Origin of the sequence: Altererythrobacter sp. (genome assembly GCF_050299635.1) — a bacterium.
In the GTDB taxonomy this organism is placed as follows: domain Bacteria; phylum Pseudomonadota; class Alphaproteobacteria; order Sphingomonadales; family Sphingomonadaceae; genus Erythrobacter.
Map to the genome: position 1 here is coordinate 1 of NZ_JBNKWF010000063.1, position 838 is coordinate 838.

Sequence of the window (838 nt, forward strand, 5' to 3'; positions counted from 1 at the left end):
CTGGTTCGCTATCGGTCAGTAAGGAGTACTTAGCCTTCGGGGGTGGTCCCCCGATCTTCAGACAGAATTTCACGTGTTCCGCCCTACTTAATACGTCAATCCGTGCTTCTTATACGGGGCTGTCACCCGCTATGGCCCAACTTCCCAGATGGTTCTAATCACACTTCATGCTCGGCTGGTCCGCGTTCGCTCGCCACTACTAGCGGAGTCTCTATTGATTTCCTTTCCTCCGGGTACTTAGATGTTTCAGTTCTCCGGGTTCGCCTCACAATGCCTTACAGCAAAGTGATAACCTAAAAGGTTGGGTTTCCCCATTCGGAAATCTGTGGGTTATACGCTTTCGTGTCAGCTAACCACAGCTTATCGCAGACTTACACGTCCTTCATCGCCTGTGATCGCCAAGGCATCCACCACATGCACTTAGTCGCTTGATCCTATAACCCCAGACCCTCTAATCGAAGGCCCAACGCCATAAGCTCGAACTCGTTTGTGCAGCGAAGCACCGGCGCCGGTTCGCAACCAGCGCTTCGCGCAAATGCAATCACACAACCCGTGCCAGTCGCGCTACTTCCACGACCGGCACTACCTTCTTCCACTTTGTTAAAGAGCAACCGACTGGCCCGAAAGCCAGAAGCAAACGCTCCGCCCGCCCCGCCTTCGCGCGAACGACGCCCTTGCTTCTGATCTTCATGTATCCGTGGTGGAGGATGACGGGATCGAACCGACGACCCCCTGCTTGCAAAGCAGGTGCTCTCCCAGCTGAGCTAATCCCCCCTTGATTTGGTGGGTCTGGTTGGGTTCGAACCAACGACCCCCGCCTTATCAAGACGGTGCTCTA

General features: G+C 54.8%; 1 tRNA gene and 1 rRNA gene. Both read right to left on the reverse strand.

What is annotated here, in order from left to right:
* Nucleotides 1-434: ribosomal RNA gene (locus ACQY6C_RS14815) — 23S ribosomal RNA — on the reverse strand; the annotation flags it as partial.
* 264 nt (nt 435-698) lie between these two features.
* A tRNA-Ala gene (locus ACQY6C_RS14820) sits at nt 699-774 on the reverse strand.
* Nucleotides 775-838: the final 64 nt, after the last annotated feature.